2 protein-coding genes are annotated in these 22,504 nt (G+C 70.7%); both read left to right on the top strand.

Features of this window, described 5'->3' with window-relative positions; translation table 11 throughout:
• The first annotated feature begins 30 nt into the window (after positions 1-30).
• Positions 31-22,296, top strand: a complete 22,266-nt coding sequence (locus tag ACFOSH_RS02420) for a non-ribosomal peptide synthase/polyketide synthase (protein WP_378236939.1) — start codon at positions 31-33, stop codon at positions 22,294-22,296.
• Entirely contained in the window at positions 22,293-22,502 is a 210-nt protein-coding gene (locus tag ACFOSH_RS02415; protein ID WP_378236938.1) for an MbtH family protein, read from the top strand. The genes ACFOSH_RS02420 and ACFOSH_RS02415 overlap by 4 nt, the downstream gene beginning before the upstream one ends.
• The last annotated feature ends 2 nt before the right edge of the window (positions 22,503-22,504 follow it).

Raw genomic sequence — 22,504 nt, 5'->3', positions numbered from 1 at the left:
CGCGCTCTTGAACGGTGGAGGCAGATCCCGATGAACCGCGGCTTTCCCCTGACCCCGGCACAGAAGGGAATCTGGCTCGCTCAGCAGCTCGACCCGGCCGATCCGGTCTACACGATCGGCTGGGTCGCCGAGCTCCGCGGTGACCTCGACATCGCCCGGCTGGGTGACGCCGTTCGGCGGGCGGTCGCGGAGGCGGAGTGCCTGCACGTCACGGTCGGGCTGGAGGGCGACACGCCGGTCCAGCGCCCGGTCACCCCGGGCGAGGTCGCCGTCCTCGACTTCACCGGCGAGCCGGATCCGGAGCGGGCGGCCGACGAGTGGGCGCGGGGCGAACTGGCCGTGGCGGCCGACCCCGCCCGTGGCCCGCTCACCGGGCACACCCTGCTGGTCCTGGCCGGGGACCGGGTCCGCTGGTTCCAGCGCTACCACCACCTGGTGATGGACGCGCACGGACAGGCCGTGCTGACCCGGCGCGCGGCTGCGCTCTACTCGGGCACCGCCGATGAGGTCGCCTGGCCGCTCTCCGGGCTGGTCGAGGCCTCGGAGGACGGGCAAACCGACCGCGGCTACTGGCTCGGAGAGCTCGCGGGCAGGCCGAACCCGGTGCGGCTGCTCGGCCGCGCCTCGGCCGGCCCGATCCGGCTGCGGCGGCACTCGTGGGAACTGCCCGCGGCGGACGCCGGCCGCCTGCGGAAGTTCGCGTTCGACGCGGGAACGAGGCTGTCCCGCGTCGCGATCGCCGCAGTGGCCGCCTACGCCCACCGGGTGACCGGTGCCGAAGACCTCGTCCTCGGCCTGCCGGTCACCGCGCGCACCACTCGCGCCTTGCGCGAGCAGCCGGGCATGGTGTCCAACGTCCTGCCGCTGAGGCTGGAGGTCCGGACCGAGGCGACGCCGGCGCGGCTCGTCGCCCAGGTCGCGGAGAAGATCTCCGCGCTGCTGGAGCACAGCCGGTACCGCGGTGAGGACCTCGCGCGTGAACTCGGCGCGAGCGGCGGGGTGCACGAACTCGTCGGGCTGAGCGTGAACTTCATGGCCGTGGACGGCGAACTCGCGTTCGGCGACGCGAGTGCCACGGTGCACAACCTGGAACTCGGGCCGATCAGTGACGTCGCCATCGCCGTGTACGACGCCGGTGAGGGCCGGGGCCTCCGGTTCGACTTCGACGCGGACTCCGCCGTCTCCACCGACGACGAGCTCGCCGAACACCGCCGCCGGTTCGCCGCGGTGCTGGACGCGCTGATGGAGGGGCCGAGCCTGCCGCTGGCCGCGATCGACCTGCTCTCGGGTGAGGAACGGGCCCGGATGCTGGCGCTCGGGACCGAGGTGGCGGATTCGCCCGAGGTGTCCTGGCCCGAGGCGTTCGACCGGATCGTGGCTCGGAAGCCGGACGCCGAGGCCGTCGTCTGTGAGGACGTCCGCCTGACCTACGCCGAGCTCGACGCCGCCGCCAACCGGCTCGCCCGCCTGCTGAAGCGACGCGGCGTGGGCGACGAGGACGTCGTCGCCGTGGCGATGCCGCGGTCGGCCGATCTCGTGGTCGCGCTCCTCGCCGTCATGAAGGCCGGGGCCGCCTATCTTCCGCTCGACCTCGACCACCCCGAGGACCGCCTCGCGTACATGCTGTCCCACGCGGGCGCGGGAATCGTGGTGTCCACAAGGGAGGAATCGGCGCAGCTGCCGCCCGGGGTGGACGTCGAACGGGTCCTTCTGGACGAACCTGCTCTCGTGGCCGAACTCGCGGAACTCGATTCGTCCACTGTGGATGTCGGCGGGATCGCACTGAACCAGGCCGCGTACGTCATCTACACCTCGGGTTCGACGGGGAAGCCGAAGGGCGTGGTCCTGTCCCATGACGGGGTCGGCAGCCTGATCAGCACAGCGACCGAACGGATCGGCATCGGCGAGGACAGCCGGGTGGTCCAGTTCGCCTCGACCGGGTTCGACGTGACGGTCTGGGATCTGGTCATGTCCCTGTGCGTCGGCGGAACGCTGATCGTGGTGCCGTCGCACCGCCGGGTCGCGGGCGTCGAACTGACCGGCTACATCGCCGACAACGCGGCGACGCACATGATCCTGCCGCCGTCGCTGGTCGCGGCGCTGCCGCCGGACTGTGAACTGCCGAAGGGCGCGGTGCTGATCGTCGGCACCGAGACCGTCCCACCGGAACTGATCGCGCGCTGGGCCGAGGACCTGAAGGTCGTCGCCGCGTACGGGCTGACCGAGGCGACGGTGAACTCGACGCTGTGGGCGGCCGAGCCCGGCTGGACCGGGCCCATCCCGATCGGCAGGCCGGATCCGAACACGCGGTGCTACGTCCTCGACACCGCGCTGCGGCCGGTTCCGGTCGGCGTCGAAGGAGAGTTGTACGTCGGTGGCCGCGGTCTCGCGCGGGGTTACGCCGGACGTCCCGGGCTGTCGGCGGAACGGTTCGTCGCCGACCCCTTCACCGGCGGCGGCGAGCGGATGTACCGCACCGGCGACCGGGTCCGCTGGCGCGCGGACGGGAACCTCGACTTCCTCGGCCGCACCGATCACCAGGTGAAGATCCGCGGTTTCCGGATCGAACCGGGGGAGATCGAATCCGCGCTCGCCGCGTACGCCGGGGTCGAGCGGATCGCCGTCGTGCCGCGCGAGGTCAAGCCGGGGGACCGGCGCCTGGTGGCGTATGTCGTCCCGGAGTCGGACGGATCGCCGTCGCTGATGAAGGACCTGCGCTCCCACGCGGAATCGGCGCTGCCGCACTACATGGTGCCGTCGGCGTTCGTGGCGCTCGACCGGCTGCCGATCATGCCGAACGGCAAACTGGACCGCACCTCCTTGCCCCTGCCCGATTTCGGCGCCGCCGCCACGGGCCGCGCGCCGCGTACCGAGCGGGAACGGATCCTGTGCGACGTCGTCGCGGCCGTCCTCGGGCTGGCCTCGGCCGGCGCCGATGACGACTTCTTCACCCTCGGCGGCGACAGCATCCTGTCCATCCGGCTGGTGCTCGGCGCGGCCGAACGGGGCCTCGCCATCACGCCACGCCAGGTGTTCCAGCATCGGACACCCGAGGCTCTCGCCGCCTGCGCGGAGACGGTTGCCGGAAAGTCCGCCGTGTCCACTGTGGACGAGGGGCCGCTGCTGGAGCTGACCGGCGCCGAGCGCGCGTCGCTCGCCGAGTTCGCCGACGTCCTGCCCGTGACGCCGTTGCAGGAAGGGTTCTTCTTCCACGCGGAGTTCGAAGGCGGTCAGGCGGCCGACATCTACACGGTCCAGGAAGTGCTGGACCTCGAAGGCGAGGTCGACGCCGACGCGCTGCGCCGGTCCGCGCAGGCGCTGCTGGACAGGTACTCGTCGCTGCGGTCCGGTTTCCGGCAGCTCGACGGCGGCCAGGTCGTCCAGACGGTGACCCGGCACGCCGAACTGCCCTGGCGTGAAGTGCTCGCCGAAGACGCCGCGGAAGCCTTCGAGGCCGATCGCGCGCGCCGGTTCGACTTCGCCCGGCCGCCTTTGCTGCGCGCGACCTTCGCCCGGGTCGGCGAGGATCGCGCCAAGCTGGCGCTCACGTTCCACCACATCATCGCCGACGGCTGGTCGGTCGTGGTGCTGCTCCGCGAACTGCTGGCAGGATACGCGGGAACGGACGCCCCGCTCCCGGAACCGGGCACTCGCGTAGACCACCTGCGGCGGCTCGCATCGCGTGATCACGAGGCTGCGCGGGAAGCCTGGCGGACCGCACTGTCCGGAGTGGACGAAACCACTCGGCTGATCGAGGGGCGGTCCACGGCCGGGAGGCGGCCGTCGCGAGTGCACCTGAACCTCGGTGAGCGGGCCACGGCGGAGCTGTCCGCCATGGCCCGCGCACACGGTCTCACCCTCGGAACCGTTCTGCACGGCGCCTGGGGTCTTCTGCTCGGCGGGCTCACCGGCCGAGACGACGTGCTGTTCGGCAGCACGGTCTCCGGTCGCGACTCCGGTGCCGACGGCCTCGAATCGGCTGTCGGCCTGTACATCAACACGGTTCCGGTCCGGCTGCGCTGGTCCCCGTCCGAAACCGTCGCCGCCGTGCTGCGGCGGCTGCAGGACGAGCAGGCGGCCTTGCTGGACCACCAGCATCTCGGCCTCGGTGAACTGCAGCGGGTCGCCGGCGCCGGGCAGGAAGAACTGTTCGACACCCTCGTGGTCGTCGAGAACTTCCCGCGTGAGGAGGAGCCGTCCGGAATCCTGCGGCTCACCGGCGTCGAGGTCACCGACGCGGTGCACTTCCCGGTCGCGTTGATCGCGACCCCGGGCGAGGATCTGGCGTTCAGCCTCAAGTTCGACGCCGCCCGGATCGACGCGGTCGCGGCCGGACACCTCGCGGAACGGTTCGCGCGGCTGCTGGAGACGCTGACCGCGAACCCCGGTCTGCCGGTCACCGCCGTCGACCTGCTCTCGCCCGCCGAACGCGGCCGCCTGGCCGAACTCAACGCGACCTCGCATCCGGTGCCCGAACGGACGCTGGCCGAGGCCTTCGCCGAACAGGTCGCCAAGACACCGTCCGCGACCGCGGTGGTGTTCAAGGACACCGAACTGTCCTATGTGGATCTCGACACCCGTGCCGAGCGGCTGGCCCGCAGGCTGCGTTCCCTGGGTGCCGGTCCCGACGAGATCGTGGCCGTCGCCGTGCCGAGATCGGCCGAACTGATGGTCGCGCTCCTCGGCGTGGTCAAGGCCGGGGCCGCCTACCTGCCGATCGACCTCGACTATCCGGCCGATCGGCTCGAATACATGCTCACCGACTCCGGTGCGCGTCTCGTGCTCTCCGAACCCGGGACGGCGTCGCGAATCCCCTCCGTCGCCGGGCTGACCCAGGCCTCCGTGACCAGCGAGTCCACCGTCGAGGACGTCCAGGGCGCGGCCGCCGGGCCGGACAACGCCGCCTACCTGATCTACACCTCCGGATCGACCGGGCGGCCGAAGGGCGTGGCTGTCACGCATCGCGCGATCGTCAACCGCCTCGCGTGGATGCAGCACGAGTACCGGCTCACCGGGTCGGATCGGGTGCTGCAGAAGACGCCGTCGAGCTTCGACGTGTCCGTGTGGGAGTTCTTCTGGGCGCTGTGCGAGGGCGCCGCGGTGGTGCTGGCCGAACCGGACGGCCACCGCGATCCGGCGTACCTCGCGCGGCTGATCCGGGAGCGGGAGATCACCACCCTGCACTTCGTCCCGTCCATGCTCGCCGCGTTCCTCGGCAGCGACGACGTCACCGAAGACCTGGGCCGGGCCCGATCCCTGCGCCGGATCTTCTCCAGCGGTGAGGCGCTGACCGGCGAGAACGCCGCGCGCTGGCGCTCGATCACCGGTGTGCCGCTGCACAACCTCTACGGCCCCACCGAAGCGGCCGTGGACGTGACCTACTTCGCCGTCGATGGAACCGAAGGCGCGGGAGTCCCGATTGGACGTCCGGTGTGGAACACCCGGGTGCACGTCCTCGACGGCTGCCTCCGCCCGGTGCCCGACGGCGTGGCGGGAGAGCTGTATCTCGCGGGTGTCCAGCTTGCCCGTGGCTACCACGGACGGCCCGGCCTGACCGCCGAGCGCTTCGTCGCCGACCCGTTCGGCGAACCGGGACAGCGGTTGTACCGCACCGGCGACCTCGTCCGGCGCCGCGCCGACGGCGAGATCGAGTACCTCGGCCGCACCGACCGGCAGGTGAAGATCCGCGGCAACCGGATCGAACTCGGCGAGATCGAAGCCGTTCTCGCCGCGCAGCCGGAGGTCACCGCCGCGACGGTCGTGGCGAAGGACGGCGTGCTCGTCGGCTATGTGGCCGGCGGTGCGGATCCGGAGCGGCTGCGAGCCGCGGTGAGTGAAGCGCTGCCTGCTCCGATGGTCCCGTCGTCGTTCGTGGTTCTCGACGAGTTCCCGGTGACGCCCAGCGGAAAGCTCGACGTCCGGGCTTTGCCCGCGCCGGAGATCGGCGAGTCTGTCAGCACGCCTGAGAACGACCAGGAACGCGCCCTCGCGCGGATCTTCGCTGACGTCCTCGGCCTGGACACGGTCGGCGCCCACGGCGATTTCTTCCTGCTGGGCGGCGACAGCATCTCGTCGATCGCCGTGTCGAGCCGTGCCCGGCGGGCGGGGTTCGAGTTGAGCCCCAAGGACGTCTTCGAGCTTCGGACCCCGGCCGCGCTCGCCGCCTCCTCGGCGCCTGCCGAACCGGTGGCCGATGCCGACGGCGTCGGCGCCCTCCCGCTCCTGCCCGAAGTGCTGCGTCTGCGGGAATTGGGCGACGTGCTGCGACCGGAGTCCGTGTTGCTGACCGTGCCGTCCGGGGCCGACGTCGAGACCCTCGCCGCGGCACTGCAACTCGTGCTCGACCACCACGACGGCCTGCGACTCGAACTGTCGCGGGTCGCCTCGGTGCTGTGGTCGCTCGAAATCCGTCCACAAGGGAATCTGCAAGCCGCTGACCTGCTCCGTCACTCAACTGGGTCTGTCGAGGTCGAATACCGGGACGCGGCAAACCGGTTGTCGGACAACTTGCTGCAGGCCGTCTGGTTCGACGAATCGGGCAGGCTGCTCCTGGTCGCTCATCCGGTCCTGTTGGACGCGCGGAGCCTGACGATTCTGGCGGTTGATCTCGCGAGCGCCTGGGAAGCCGTGACCGGCGGTCATCCGCCGGTGTTCACGCCGGTCAGGACCTCGCTGCGGACCATCGCGCGCCGGATCACTGAAACGGCGCAGGATCCCGCACTGCTCGGCGAAATCGAGCACTGGGCCGAGACCTTGGCACCCGGTGCCTTCGAGATCGCCGCTGACGGTGACGTCGCCGAACGCCGGATCACTCTGTCCATCGAGGACACTCGGAAGCTCGTCGCACTCCACGGCGATGTGACGGACGCCCTCCTGACGGCGCTGAAAACCGTCGTCGACGGCGAACTTCTCGTCGATCTCCATGGCAGGGTGGATGCTTCGGACACCATCGGCGCGCTGACGTCGGTCCGCCCGGTGCGGATCACCGCGGCGGGCGAACCGCTCGCGATGCTCAAGGCCGTCAAAGAGACCGTCCGGAAGACGCCCGAGGGCTACGGCCCGCTGCGCTATCTCAACGCTCAGACCGGTCCGCTGCTCGCCGGGCTCGCGAAGCCGCGGATCGCCCTGCGCTACGACGGCCGGATCCCGGCCGGACCGGGGGAATGGCAGGTCGCCGGGCACGCGGCGACGCCCCCGTCCGGAGACCACGTCCTGCGGATCGGGGTCGCCTGCGAAGACACCGAGGACGGGCCGAGACTGACGGCGACGTTCGCGGGCCCGGCCGGAGCGCTCGCCGAACGCTGGGCCGCGGCCTTACGCGAACTCGCTGCCGCGGACACGGGCGTGCCGCTGGGGCTCACGCCGTCCGACCTCGAACTCGTCTCGCTGACCCAGGAGGAGATCGGCCGCGTCGAGCGGTTCAGCCCGGCGCCGGTCGCCGACGTCTGGCCGCTGTCACCGCTGCAGGAAGGCCTGTTCTTCCACTCCAGCTACAACTCCGACCGGGTCGACATCTACACGATCCAGGAGGTGATCGACTTCGATCACCGCCTGGACGCCGAGCGACTCCGAGCGGCGGTGTCCGCGCTGGTCCGCCGGATCCCCAGCCTCGGCGCCGGCTTCACCAGCGAGGGACTGCGGGGGCCGGTCCAGTTCGTGGCGGACGAGGTCGGACCTCCGCTGTCCGAAGTGGATCTTTCGACGCTACCCGAGGACGAGCAGCAGGCGAGGCTCGACGACCTGATGGCCGAGGACCGCGCGACGCGGTTCGACCTCGGTGCTCCGCCGCTGTTCCGGCTGAAACTGGTCCGGCTCGGGGACGGCCGCGACCGTGTCGTGCTGAACAGGCACCTGCTGCTGTGGGACGGCTGGTCCGCCTGGCTCTTCATCGAGCAGCTGTTCGCGTTGTACGACCTCGGCGGAGACGACCGGACGCTGCCCGCCGCCGGGTCCTATGTGGACTTCCTGCGCTGGCTGGACCGGCAGGACATCGAGGCCGCCACCGACGCCTGGCGCGAGGCGCTGTCCGGACTCGCGGAGCCGACCGTCATCGGACCGGAAGGCCGGGATCTGGTCCCGGCCACCCCGGTCAACCTGGACACCGTCCTGCCCGGCGACCTCAGCCGGGGGCTGCGGGAACAGGCCCGGCGCCACGGCCTCACCGTCAACTCCGTGCTCAACGCCGCCTGGGGCCTGGTCCTGTCGACCATGACCGGGCGGCACGACGTCGTGTTCGGCGCCGCTGTCGCGGGCAGGCCCGCCGCCGTGCCCGAGATCGAGAACACCATCGGCCTGTTCCTCAACACCGTGCCCACGCGGGTGCGGCTCGACGCGGCCGAGTCCGTCCTGGACCTGGTGCGGCGCCTGCAGTCCGAGCGGATGGACCTGACCCCGTACGAGTTCATGAGCCTCGGCGTCCTGCAACGGGAGGCCGGGCACCGGGTCCTGTTCGACACGCTGTTCGTGCTGCGCAACGCGGACGGTGACGAACGGCGTGACGGCCTTCGTCACCGGCACGGCATCACCGACCTGCTCAACATCGACGCGACGCACTATCCGCTGACGCTGGTGGTGACGCCGGGCGAGGAAATCCGGGTCACGCTGTCCTACCGCGACGACGTGATCGACGCCGCTGAGGCCGCGTCGGTGCTGGGGCGGTTCACGTCGCTGGTCGCCCAGATCGTCGACGACCCGGCGAAACCGGTCGCCGCGCTCGCGACGGTGTCCATTGAGGACCGCGCCGCGCTGGAGGCGGGCTGGGCCGAGGCCGAGAACCCGGTCATCGAGGACACGATCGCGGATCTGCTGGCGGTCCAGGCCGAACGGGCCCCGGACGCGACGGCTGTAGTGTTCGGCGAAGAACAGCTGACCTACGCCGAACTCGACGCGCGCATCAACCGGATGGCCCGGCTCCTGCTGGCGAAGGGGGCCGCTCCGGAACAGGTGATCGCGCTCGGCCTGCCGCGGTCGATCGACATGGTCGTCGCGCTGTTCGCCGTCCTGCGGACCGGCGCGGCGTATCTGCCGCTGGAACTCGACTACCCGGCCGACCGGCTCGCGGTGATGCTGGAAGACGCCGGGCCGTTGTGCCTGGTGTCCACAAAGGACGTATCGGCGACGCTGCCCGATGCCACGCCGCGGGTGCTCGTCGATGACCCTGAAGACGACGACCACGGCGACAGGGCGTTCGGCGTCGGCCCGATCTCCGACGCCGAACGCCCGCTGTTCGCGCGAGGTCGCGCGAATCGCCTGGAGCACCCGGCGTACGTCATCTACACGTCGGGCTCGACAGGCAAGCCCAAGGGCGTCGTCACGCCGTACCGCGGCCTGACGAACATGCAGCTCAACCACCAGGGCGCGATCTTCGCCCCGGCCATCGCGTCGGCGGGCGGGCGGCGACTGCGGATCGCGCACACCGTGTCGTTCGCCTTCGACATGTCCTGGGAAGAGCTGCTGTGGCTCGTCGAGGGGCACGAGGTCCACATCTGCGACGAGGAACTGCGGCGCGACGCGCGGGCGCTCGTGGCGTACTGCGACGAGCACGAGGTCGACGTCGTCAACGTGACCCCGACGTACGCCCACCTGCTGATCGAGGAAGGGCTGCTGGAGGGGCACCGGCCCGCGCTCGTCCTGCTCGGCGGCGAGGCCGTGTCGGAGTCGGTGTGGAACCGGCTGAGGGACACCGACGGCACCTACGGCTACAACCTGTACGGCCCCACCGAGTACACGATCAACACCCTCGGCGGCGGTACGACCGACAGCGACAGCCCGACCGTCGGCAAACCGATCTGGAACACCCGCGCCTACATCGTGGACGCCTGGCTCCGGCCGGTCCGCGACGGCGTCGCGGGTGAGCTCTACATCGCCGGTGAGGGGCTGGCGCGCGGCTACCTCGGCCGTCCCGGGCTGACCGCCGAACGGTTCGTCGCCGACCCGTTCGTCCCCGGCGGCGGGCGCATGTACCGCACCGGAGACCTGGTGCGCCGCCGTGCGGACGGCAACCTCGACTTCCTCGGCCGGACCGACGACCAGGTCAAGATCCGTGGCTACCGCGTCGAACTCGGCGAGATCGAGACCGCGCTCAGCCGGTACCCGGAGGTCGCACAGGCCGCCGTCATCGCCCGGCCCGACCCGTCGGCACCCGGTCTGCAACGGCTCATCGGGTACATCGTCCCGGCCGAACTGAGCGGGGACGCGCGGGCCGAGGCTGAAGCCGACCAGGTCGGTGAATGGCAGCAGATCTACTCAGACGAGTACACCGAGATCCCGACGGCGTTGTTCACCGAGGACTTCGCGGGCTGGGACTCCAGTTACGACGGCGATCCGATCCCGCTGGAGCACATGCGGGAATGGCGGCAGGCGACCGTCGACCGGATCGCCGAACTGAAGCCGGAACGGGTGCTGGAGATCGGCGTCGGCACCGGTCTGCTGATGGGGCAGATCGCGCCGTCGGCTCAGGAGTACTGGGGCACCGACCTCGCCGCCCCGGTGATCGCGAAGCTGAACCGCGAGCTGGAACGGGATCCGGCACTGGCGGCCAAGGTGAACCTGCGTGCCCAGCCGGCGCACGTGTTCGAGGGCCTGCCCGCCGGCCGGTTCGACACGATCGTGATCAACTCCGTCATCCAGTACTTCCCGAGCGTCGACTACCTGACCGACGTCGTCACGAAGGCGATCGGCCTGCTCGCGCCCGGCGGCGCGCTGTTCGTCGGCGACGTCCGGAACCTGCGGCTCGCCCGCGCCTTCCACACCGCGATCCAGCTCACCCGCGCCGACGCGACCTCCGACGTCGCCCAGGTGCGGCGGGCGATCGAACGCGGGGCCGCGCTGGAGAAGGAACTCCTGATCGACCCGGACTACTTCACCGCGCTCGCGCGGCAGCTTCCGGAGGTCGCGGCGCAGGTCCGGATCAAACGGGCCCGGCTGCACAACGAGCTGAGCCGGTACCGCTACGACGCGGTCCTGGTGAAGGAAGCGGCCGACACCTTGTCGGTCGCCGAGGCGGCACGCTTCTCGTGGGACGAAGTCGGGTCCCTCGCCGCGCTGGAGGAGCGGCTCACCGGGGCGGAAACGCTGCGCGTGAGCCGGATCCCGGACGCGCGGCAGGCCCCCGAGGTCGAGGCGACACGGGCGCTGGACGCCGGTGCGCCGCTGATCGACGTCCTGGACCTGTTCCGCGCCCCTGGCGGGATCGAGCCCGAGGACGTGCACGAACTCGGGGACCGGCTCGGCTTCCGGGTGTACTGCACCTGGTCGGCCGAGGGCGCGTTCGAGGCGGTGTTCGTCCACAAGGGACAGCCAGACGTTCTGGTCACCGGGGTACACCAGCCGGTTTCAATCGGTGCGAACCTGGCCAAGTACGCCACGAGCCCGACGGCGGCTCGCGGTGGTGGCGAACTGGTGCAACGCCTGCGGGACAGGCTCAAGACGGAACTGCCGGACTACATGGTCCCGGCCGCGTTCGTCAAGCTGGGCGCGCTGCCGCTGACCGACAACGGCAAGCTCAACACGCGGGCGCTGCCGGAGGCCGACCAGGCTGTGCGGCTCGCCGAAAGCCGCCCGGCCGAGACCGCCGCGGAGGAGACGCTGTGCGCGCTTTTCGCGGAGGTCCTCGGGGTGGACGGGGTCGGCGTCGAGGACAACTTCTTCGACCTCGGCGGCCATTCGCTGCTGGCCACCCGGCTGATCAGCCGGGCCCGGACCGAACTCGGCGCCGAACTGGCCATCCGTGACCTGTTCGAGGCGCCGACGGTCGCGGAACTGGCTGCCCGCGCGGGCGGTGGCGAACCGGCGCGGTCCGCGGTGGTCCGCGCCGAGCGCCCCGAACGGATCCCGCTGTCGTCCGCCCAGCGCAGCCTCTGGCTCGTCGACCGGTTGGAAGCGAACGCGGTCGCCTACAACTTCCCGCTGACCTTCCGGCTGCGGGGCGGTCTTGATCTCGGCTCTCTCCGACTCGCGCTCGGTGACGTCCTCGGCAGGCACGAGGTGCTGCGGACCGTCATCGCCGAGCACGACGGGGAGCCCTATCAACGTGTCCTCGACGCGCCGGAGATCCCGTTCACCGTCGAGAAGTGCGACGAGGCCGGCCTGGACGCTCGGATCGCTTCGCTATCCAGGACACCGTTCGACCTGGCGCGGGAGATCCCGGTCCGGCTGCGGGTGCTGCGGCTCGGCGACGGCGACCAGGTGATCTCGCTGGTCCTGCACCACAGCGCGACCGACGAATGGTCGGACCGCCCGTTCCTGGGCGACCTGAGCTCGGCGTATCAAGCGCGGCTCGCCGGTGAGGGTCCCGTGTGGACGGAGCTGCCGGCGCAGTACGCCGACTTCGCTCTCTGGCAGAAGGACTTCCTGGATCAGCGCGGCGCCGCTCAGGTCACGTTCTGGGCCGAGGCCTTGCGTGGCGCGCCGGACGAGCTGACGTTGCCGCTGGATCGCCCGCGTCCGCTCAGGCCGACAGGCAGGGGCGGTAAGGTGAAGGCTCCACTGTCCGGAGAGCTGTCGGACGCCGTACGCGAGCTGGCGGCGAGGGCGGGAGCGAGCCCGTTCATGGTGCTGCAGGCGGCTGTGGCCGCGTTGCTGCACCGGACCGGGGCCGGGGACGACATCCCGCTGGGTGCCCCGATCGCGGGGCGCACCGACGCGGCGCTCGACGACCTCGTCGGGTTCTTCGTGAACACGCTGGTCCTGCGGACCGATCTCTCCGGCGACCCGACGTTCGCCGCGCTGCTCGACAGGGTGCGAGAGGCGGATCTCGCCGCCTTCTCACACGGTGACCTGCCGTTCGAACGCGTCGTCGAGGAGCTGAACCCGCCCCGCGTGCCGGGGCGCAACCCGCTGTTCCAGGTGATGGTGGGCTACCACCGGCACAGCGGTGCCCACGACGTGCTCGGCCTGCCCGCCGAGTGGTTCGAGATGGACACCGGCATGGCGAAGTTCGACCTGCACTTCACGATGGTCGACGACGAGAACACCGCCACGCTGATGCTGGAGTACGCCGAAGACCTCGCCGACGAAGCGACGGCAGAGCGATTGCTCGCCCGGCTCACGGCCCTGCTGGAACAGGTCACCGCCGCGCCGGATCGGCCGGTCGCTCTACTCGACGTCCTCGTCGGTGACGAACTCGCGCGGGTGGCCGAGTGGAACCGCACGGCTCGTGAAGTCCCGGCCACGACGTTGCCGGAGTTGTTCGAGGCGCAGGTGGCGCGGACGCCGGATGCTGTCGCCGTGGTGTTCGAGGGCGCCGAGCTGTCGTATGCCGAGTTCAACGTGCGGGCGAATCAGCTGGCGCGTTGGCTGGTGGACCAGAAGGTCGGCGCGGAGTCGGTGGTGGCGGTGTCGTTGCCGCGATCGCTCGATCTGGTCGTCGCGCTGTACGCCGTGCACAAGGCAGGAGGCGCCTACCTGCCTGTCGACCGCGACTATCCGGCGGATCGCGTCGCCTTCATGCTCGAAGACGCCGCTCCTACGGTCGTTCTCGACGAGTTGCCTGTTCTGGACGGCTATTCGGGCGAGAATCTGGGCCGGGTGGTGGATCCGTCCGCTCCGGCCTACGTGATTTACACGTCGGGTTCGACGGGGCGTCCCAAGGGTGTCGTGGTGTCACATGAGGGCATCGTGAACCGGTTGCTGTGGATGCAGGACGAGTACGGTCTGACTTTGGATGATCGTGTGTTGCAGAAGACGCCGTCGAGTTTCGATGTGTCGGTGTGGGAGTTCTTCTGGCCGTTGATCACCGGCGCGGTGCTGGTCGTCGCCAAACCCGAGGGCCACAAGGATCCGGCGTACCTCGCGGAGCTGATCCGCACCGCCGGGATCACGACCGTTCACTTCGTCCCGTCGATGCTCGCGGCGTTCCTCCTCGAAGAGTCACGATGGCACGACGTCCGCCGGGTCCTATGCAGCGGCGAGGCGCTGCCTTCGGAACTTGCCGCCCGCGTGGACGTCCCGCTGTACAACCTCTACGGCCCGACCGAAGCGTCCGTCGACGTGACGGCATGGCGGGCCGGTGCCGAAGCGACGCCGACCGTCCCGATCGGGCGCCCGGTGTGGAACACACGGACATATGTGCTGGACGCGCGGTTGAACCCGGTCCCGCCGGGTGTCCCCGGCGAGCTCTACCTCGCCGGTGCGCAGCTCGCCCGCGGGTACCTGGCCCGGCCCGGGCTGACCGCCGAGCGCTTTGTCGCCGACCCGTTCGGTGAGGCGGGGGAGCGGATGTACCGCACCGGGGACCTCGCGCGCTGGTCGGACGACGGTGTCCTGGAGTTCCTCGGCCGTGTCGACGACCAGGTCAAGATCCGCGGTTTCCGGGTCGAGCTCGGCGAGGTCGAGGCGGCCTTGGCGGCGTCGGCGTCCGTCACCCGTGCCGTGGTCGTCGCTCGCGAAGACCGGCTGGTGGCCTATGTCGTCGGTTCCGATGACGGACTGCGGGACGCGGTGGCCGCGAGGTTGCCCGAGCACATGGTGCCGTCCGCGATCGTCGTACTCGACGAGATCCCGCTGACCCCGAACGGCAAACTCGACCGGAAAGCCTTGCCCGCGCCCGAGTTCGCGACCACCGAAGGCCGCGAGCCCCGGAACGCGCGGGAAGAAGCTCTGTGTGCGTTGTTCGCCGACGTGCTCGGCGTGGAGCGGGTCGGGATCGACGACGGCTTCTTCACCCTCGGCGGCCATTCGCTGCTGGTGATGCGCCTGGTCAGCCGGATCTCGGCGAGCCTGGACGCCACGGTGTCGGTCCGTGACGTTTTCGACGCCCCCACCGTCGCGGCGCTGGCGGAACGGCTCGCCGGACCGTCGGCCCACCCGGTCCCGATCGCCGGGAACCGGCCGGACGTGCTGCCGCTTTCGCCCGCGCAGCAACGCTTGTGGTTCCTCTACCAGCTCGAAGGCGTCACACCCACCTACAACATCCCGCTCGCCTGGCGCCTGCACGGCGAGCTGGACGCGGACGCGCTGCGCGCGGCGGTCGGCGACGTCGTCGAGCGGCACGAAACGCTCCGGACCGTGTTCGTCGAACAAGACGGCGTCGTCGCGCAGCGGATCCTCGCCGACGCGCGACCTGACGTCGTGTTCGCCGAGGCCGTGGATCTGCCGGCGCAGCTGTCCGCCGAGGCCGGACGTGGGTTCGCTCTTGACGAGGAACTCCCGATCCGGGTCACGGTCTTCGCGGTGTCGCCGCGGGAACACGTCCTGTTGCTGGTGCTGCATCACGTGGCGACGGACGAGGGCTCACAGGCTCCGCTGATGGCTGACCTCGCCACGGCGTACGAGTCCCGCTTGTCAGGCGTCGCTCCACAGTGGACGGAACTGTCGGTCCAGTACGCGGACTACGCCTTGTGGCAACGGGAACTGCTCGGTTCGACGGCGTCCGGGCACCTCGATTTCTGGCAGGAAGCGCTGGCGGACCTGCCGGAGGAACTGGCACTGCCCTCGGACCGGCCGCGTCCGGCCGAGTCGAGTCACCGCGGCGGTCTCGTCACCTTCCCGATCGACGCCGCGCTCACCGAACGCCTGCGCGACGTCGCCCGCGAACACGACGTCAGCATGTTCATGCTGGCCCAGGCCGCGGTCGCGGCGCTGCTGCACCGGCTCGGCGCCGGGGACGACATCCCGCTCGGCGCACCGAGTTCCGGCCGCACCGACGAACGGCTGGAGCCGCTGGTCGGCTTCTTCGTGAACTCGCTCGTCCTGCGTACCGACCTGTCCGGCGACCCGGCGTTCGGTGACCTGCTCTCGCGGGTGCGCGCGACGGATCTGGCCGCCTTCGAACACCAGGACCTGCCGTTCGAGCGCTTGGTCGACGCGGTCAACCCGGAACGCTCGCTGGCCAGGCACCCGTTGTTCCAGGTGATGGTGGTCTACCTGCCCGAATCCGGCGACGGGCTGACACTGCCCGGCCTTCGCGCGGATCAGGAGGATTTCGCGCAGGGCATCGCCAAGTTCGACCTCGAATTCGGATTCCTGGAGACCACCGACGGCATCTCGGCCGCGATCGAATACAGCGCCGACCTGTTCGACCACACCACGGCTGAAGCGTTCGCGCGGCGCCTGGCCGCCGTCCTGGCGCAGGTGGCCGCGGATCCCACGGTCCCGGTCGGCGCGCTCGACGTCCTCGACGAAGACGAGCGCGCGCTGCTCCGGCGGTGGAACGACACCGCACGCGACGTCCCGGCGGTGACGTTGCCGGAGCTGTTCGAGGCGCAGGTGGCCCGTACGCCGGATGCTCCCGCTGTGGTGTTCGAGGGCGCCGAACTGTCGTACGTCGAGTTCAACGCGCGGGCCAATCAGCTGGCGTGGTGGCTGGTGGACCAGAAGGTGGGCGCGGAGTCGGTGGTGGCGGTGTCGTTGCCGCGGTCGCTTGACCTTGTCGTCGCCCTGTACGCGGTCCACAAGGCGGGCGCGGCGTATCTGCCGCTCGACACGGACTATCCGGCCGACAGGCTGGCCTTCATGCTCGAAGACGCGTCACCCGCCGTCGTTCTCGGCGAGTTGCCTGTTCTGGACGGCTACTCGGGCGAGAATCTGGGCCGGGTGGTGGATCCGTCCGCTCCGGCCTACGTGATTTACACGTCGGGTTCGACGGGGCGTCCCAAGGGTGTCGTGGTGTCACATGAGGGCATCGTGAACCGGTTGCTGTGGATGCAGGACGAGTACGGTCTGACTTTGGATGATCGTGTGTTGCAGAAGACGCCGTCGAGTTTCGATGTGTCGGTGTGGGAGTTCTTCTGGCCGTTGATCACCGGTGCGACCCTGGTGGTCGCCAAACCGGACGGTCACCGCGATCCGCGGTACCTCGCGGAGCTGATCCGCACCGCCGGGATCACGACCGTTCACTTCGTTCCGTCGATGCTGGAGGCGTTCCTCGCCGAAGAGCCGCGGTGGCACGACGTCCGCCGGGTTCTCTGCAGTGGCGAGGCGCTGCCGTCCGAGCTCGCCGCTCGCGTGGACGTCCCGCTGCACAACCTCTACGGGCCGACCGAGGCGTCGGTGGACGTGACCTCCTGGGCGGTCGTCGACGACACCGTCCCCATCGGACGTCCGGTGTGGAACACCCGCGTCCACGTCCTGGACGCCCGGCTCCGCCCGGTTCCGCCGGGTGTGGCGGGCGAGCTTTACCTGGCGGGAGCCCAACTCGCGCGCGGCTACCTCGGCCGGGCCGGGCTGACCGCCGAGCGGTTCGTGGCGAACCCGTTCGCCGCGGGGGAGCGGATGTACCGCACGGGCGACCTCGCGCGGTGGCGTGTCGACGGCGCGCTCGACTACCTCGGCCGCGCCGACGACCAGGTCAAACTGCGCGGATTCCGGATCGAGCTGGGCGAGATCGAGTCCGTGCTGTCCGGGTGCGTGGTCTTGAGAGAAGGCAGGCTCGTCGCCTACCTGGCCGGGGAGGTCGACGTCGAAGAAGCCCGGCGGCTGGCCGAAGCGGCTCTGCCGGAGTACATGGTGCCCTCGGCGTTCGTGGTGCTGGACGCTTTCCCGTTGACACCGAACGGGAAGCTCGACCGCAAGGCGCTGCCCGCCCCCGACTTCGCCGTCGAGGTCTCCGGCGACGCCCCGCGGACACCGCGAGAAGAACTGCTCGCGTCACTCGTCGCCGATGTCCTCGGCTTGGCGAAGGTCGGCGTCCACGACGACTTCTTCCGCCTCGGTGGGGACAGCATCGTCGCGATGCAGCTGGTCGGCCGCGTGCGGAGCGCGGGGTTGCTGCTCAGCCCGCGCGACGTCTTCCGGCACCGGACCGTCGCGGCGCTGGCCGAGGTCAGTTCGATGCGGCTCGACGCGCCCGTGCCGGCGAGCGGGAAGCCGTTGGTGGACCTCGACCCGGCCGAACGCGCGGAGATCCTCGACGTCGCACCGGACACGGCCGAGGTGTGGCCGCTGACGCCGTTGCAGGCGGGGTTGCTCTTCCACGCGACGATGGACGGCGACGGGCCCGACGTCTACACCGTCCAGGTGTCCTTCGATCTCGAAGGATCGCTCGACCCTGTTCGCTTGCGGGAGGCCGCTCAGGAGCTCGTCGACCGGCACGCCGTCCTGCGCACCGGTTACCGCTACCTCGCTTCCGGCCGTCCGGTCGCGCTGGTGGCGCGTTCGGTCACGGTTCCCTGGCGCTTGGCGGCCTCGGCGGACGTCGTCGAGGCGGAGATGGCCCGCGACCGGCGCCGGTTCGATCCGGCGGTCGCACCGGTACTGCGTTTCCTGCTGGTGGCCCTGCCGGACGGTCGGCACCGGCTGGTGTTCACCCACCAGCACGTCCTGCTCGACGGCTGGTCGGTGCCGCAGCTGTTCGCGGAGTTGTCCCAGCTGTACGCGGGCGCCGATCCGGCACCGGCGCGGCAGTACCGCGATCATCTCGGCTGGCTCGGTGACCAGGATCGGGAGGCGGCGGACGCCGCTTGGCGGCAGGCGCTCGACGGGCTGACCGAGCCGACCCATCTCGTCCCGCACGACCCGCAGCGGGTCCCGGCGCTGCCGGAGCGCTTGTCCCTGGAGCTGCCGGAACAGGCGACGAGTGCGCTGGCCGCGCTCGCACGCTCGCGAGGGTTGACGCTGAACACCCTCGTCCAGACCGCGTGGAGCATCGTGCTCGGCAGGCTGACCGGCCGGTCGGACGTCGTGTTCGGCGCGACGGTCGCCGGGCGCCCGCCGGAGCTGGCCGGGGTCGAGCGGATGATCGGCCTGTTCATCAACACGATCCCGGTGCGGATCACGGTCGACCCGGCCGCGAAGCTGGGAGACCTGCTCGACCGGGTCCAGGACGAGCGGTCCGGCCTGCTCGCGCACCAGCATCTCGGCCTTGCCGACATCCAGCGCGGCGCCGGGCTGGGGGAGCTGTTCGACACGCTGATGGTGTTCGAGAGCTACCCGGGCGCGGACGAAGACGAGACCGGCGCCGGGCTGCGCGGGGAGATCGTGCGCCACGAGGACTCCACGCACTATCCGCTCACCTGGGCGGTGGAACCCGGCGCCCGGCTGAAGCTCACCGCCGAGTATCGGTCCGACCTGTTCGACGCGGGTCTGCCGGACCGGCTTCTCCCCGCGATGGAGCGGGTGCTCGCCGCGATGGTGTCCGATGTGGACATACTCGTCGGCAGGGTCGACATCCTGGCGGAAGCCGACCTCGACCTGATCGTGCGCGAGTGGAACGGGACGGCGCTCGCCGTCGAACCGTCCACTGTGGCCGGTCTGTTCGAGGAGCAGGTCCGGCGTTCGCCCGGTACGACGGCGGTGGTGTCCGGCGAGGTCACCTGGTCGTTCACCGAGTTGAACGAGCGCGCCAACCGGCTCGCCAGGGCGCTGGTCGCCCACGGCGTGGGGCCCGAGGACTTCGTCGCCTTGGCACTGCCGCGTTCGGCGGACGTGCTGCTGGCGATCCTCGCTGTCCACAAGGCGGGGGCGGCATATCTGCCGCTCGATCCGGACTATCCGGCCGAGCGGCTGGCCGCGATGCTCGCCGACGCGCGGCCCAAGGTGCTCCTGACCGAGCCCGAACTGCTGGAATCGCTACCCCGGACGGACATCGAGACGCTGGCACTCTGCGCGCTCGTCACCGAGGACCGGCAGGCGCACGACCTCACCGATCGGGATCGCGTCCGTCCGCTCGGCCCGGACCATCCGGCGTACGTGATCTACACGTCGGGTTCGACGGGGACACCCAAGGGGGTCGTCGTCCCGCATCGCGGTGTGGTGAACCTGTTCCACAGCCACCGCGCCACGTTGCACCGGCCCGCGGTCGAGGCCACCGGCAAACCGCGTCTGCGGGTGGGGCACGCGTGGTCGTTCTCCTTCGACGCCTCCTGGCAGCCGCAGCTGTGGCTGCTCGACGGGCACGCCGTGCACATCGTGGACGAGCCGACCCGGCGCGACCCCGAGCTCCTGGCCGCGATGATCGAACGGGACGGCTTCGACTTCATCGAGGTCACACCGTCGTTCTTCGCGCAGATGGCCGAGGCCGGCCTGCTCGACGGCGACCGGTGCCCTCTGGCTGTGATCGGCGTCGGCGGCGAGGCGGTGCCCGAGAGCCTGTGGCACCGTCTGGCCACTTTGGACGGCACCGAAGCCTTCAACCTGTACGGACCGACGGAGTCCACAGTGGACGCCTTGGTCGCGCGGATCGGTGACAGCGAGAAACCACTCGTCGGCCGCCCGGTCGCGAACACCCGCGCCTACGTGCTGGACGCGGCGCTGCGGCCGGTGCCGCCCGGGGTCACCGGCGAGCTGTACCTCGCCGGTTCCGGCCTCGCCCGGGGCTACCTCGGGCGGGCCGCGTTGACGTCGGAGCGGTTCGTGGCGGATCCGTTCGGCCCAGTGGGAGCCCGGATGTACCGCACCGGCGACCTCGCCCGCTGGACCTCGGACGGACGGCTGGACTTCGGCGGGCGTGCCGACGACCAGGCGAAGATCCGCGGGTTCCGGGTCGAACCGGGGGAGATCGAGGCCGTGCTCGAACGGCACGGCGACGTCGCGCAGGCCGTCGTCCTGGTGCGTGAGGACCGTCCGCGGGTCAAGCAGCTGGTGGCCTATGTGGTGTCCACTGTGGACCGTGCGGAACTGCGGCGGTTCGCGGCCGAGGCGCTGCCGGAGTACATGGTCCCGGCGGCCTTCGTCACGCTCGACGCGCTTCCGGTGCTGTCCAACGGGAAGCTGGACCGCAAGGCGTTGCCCGCACCGGACTACGCCGAGCTGGCCGGTGGCAGGGCACCCGAGACCGAACGGGAAAAGGCGCTGTGCGCGCTCTTCGCGGAGGTGCTCGACGTACCGGAACTCGGTGCGGACGACGACTTCTTCGCGCTCGGCGGGGACAGCATCGTCGCGATGCGGCTGGTCAGCCGGGCCCGCGCGGCCGGGCTGAAGATCACGCCGCACGAGGTGTTCGCGCGGCGCACGGTCGCGGGTCTGGCAGAGGTCGCCGAGAGCCTGGTGGACGACGGCACGGTCGCGCTCACGCCGATCATGCACGCGCTCCGCGAACTCGGCGGGCCGATCGACGGCTACCACCAGGCGGCACTGCTGCAGACGCCGTCCGGGATGACCGGTGAGCAGCTGACGGCCGTGCTCGGCGCCGTCGTCGCCCGGCACGACATGCTTCGCGCGCGGCTCGACCGGTCCGCGGACGGCTGGGCGCTGCGGGTGCCCGGATCCGTCGACGTCCGCATCGAACGTGTCGAGGTCGACGGCGATCTTCCCGCGCTGATCGCACGGCACGCGGAGCCGACGCGGTCCCGTCTGGACCCGGACGCCGGCGTGATGCTGAGCGCTACCTGGTTCGACGCGGGAGCGGCCGGACCCGGCCGGTTGCTGCTGATGATCCACCACCTGGCCGTCGACGGTGTCTCGTGGCGGATCCTGTTGCCGGATCTGGCTTCCGCGTGGGAGTCGGTCGCTCGCGGCGAGGCGCCGGAGCTGCCCCCGGTGCCGACCTCGTTCCGGCGGTGGTCGCGGAACCTGTCCACTCAGGACCGTGGGGGCGAACTGGACCGGTGGAAGTCGCTGCTGGGCGGCGGCGATCCGATCCCGCTGGACCGGCCGCTCGACCCCGCTCGCGATGTGCTGGGGACCGTGAGGAAGGTGTCGCTGACGCTGCCCGCCGACCGGACTGCCCCGCTGCTGTCCCGCGTGCCGTCGGCTTTCCGGGCGACGGTCAACGACGTCCTGCTCACCGGCCTCGCGCTCGCCGTCGCCCGCTGGCGCCGGGACGAGGGACGGGCGGTGCTGGTCGACGTCGAAGGGCACGGCCGCGAGGAGGAACTGGCCGGTGGCGCGGACCTTTCGCGGACGGTCGGCTGGTTCACCAGTGTCGTCCCGGTATGCCTGGACCTGGGTGACCTCGATCTGGACGACGCGTTCGCGGGCGGAGCCGCCGCCGGTGCCGCGCTCGAGCGGGTCCGGGCGCATCTCGGCGGGCTGCCGGACGGAGGGATCGGGCACGGTCTGCTCCGGTACCTCGATCCGCGGACCGGTCCTGAGCTCGCGAAGTTCGCGAAGCCGCGGATCGAGTTCAACTACCTCGGCCGGATCAGTGTCCCCGAAGCGACCGACTGGTCGTACGCGGCGGAAGCCGAGGCGGCCGAAATCGGGGCGGACGATGGGATGCCGCTCTCGCACGCACTGACGGTCAACGCGCTGACCGAGGACCGGCCCGGCGGCCCCGAACTGGGCGCGGAGTGGTCCTGGCCGGAGGCCGTGCTGACCGAGGAGTCGGTGCGGGACCTGGCGGAAGGCTGGTTCGCCGCGCTCGACGCGTTCACCCGACGAGCTGAATCATCGGATACACCAAAGGAGAACAAGACATGACGAACCCGTTCGAGAACCCCGACGGCACGTACCTGGTGCTGGTCAACGACGAGGGCCAGCACAGCCTGTGGCCAGAGTTCGTCGAGGTCCCGGCGGGCTGGGCGACGAAGTTCGGCCCGGCCTCGCGTCCGGAGTGCCTCGAGTATGTCGAGACCCACTGGACGGACCTGCGGCCCGCTTCGCTCGTCAAGGCCATGGAGTCCTGAGG

The sequence above is a fragment of the Amycolatopsis speibonae genome (assembly GCF_042647925.1).
In the GTDB taxonomy this organism is placed as follows: domain Bacteria; phylum Actinomycetota; class Actinomycetes; order Mycobacteriales; family Pseudonocardiaceae; genus Amycolatopsis; species Amycolatopsis speibonae.
Note: the sequence above shows the minus strand (reverse complement) of the source record. Positions and strands in the feature narration are given on the sequence as shown.